The 295-nt window shown below is 57.3% G+C and carries 1 protein-coding gene; it reads left to right on the top strand.

Annotated features, from left to right (window positions below):
• Positions 1-295: phage baseplate assembly protein V (locus SLS51_RS24950; RefSeq protein WP_323840889.1), on the top strand; the 295-nt coding region annotated here is incomplete at both ends.

Below are 295 nucleotides of genomic sequence, written 5' to 3'. Positions count from 1 at the left end.
GTGGGTGCGTCTGGCCCGCCCTTACGCGGGTGACACCTACGGTTTTCACTGGCCGTTGCTGATAGGTACCGAGGTGGCGATCGCATTTGAAGGGGGCGACCCGGATCGGCCTTATATCGCGCATGCGCTGCACGACTCAAAACACCCGGATCACGTCACCTTATTCAACTACAAACGCAATGTCCTGCGTACCCCGGCGAATAACAAATTGCGCATGGATGACGAACGCGGTCGGGAGCACATCAAACTGAGTACCGAATACGGCGGTAAGAGCCAGCTCAATCTGGGGCATCTG

Origin of the sequence: Photorhabdus africana, assembly GCF_035181445.1 — a bacterium.
Taxonomy (GTDB): Bacteria; Pseudomonadota; Gammaproteobacteria; order Enterobacterales; family Enterobacteriaceae; genus Photorhabdus; species Photorhabdus laumondii.
This window is presented reverse-complemented; position numbering and strand designations above follow the sequence as displayed.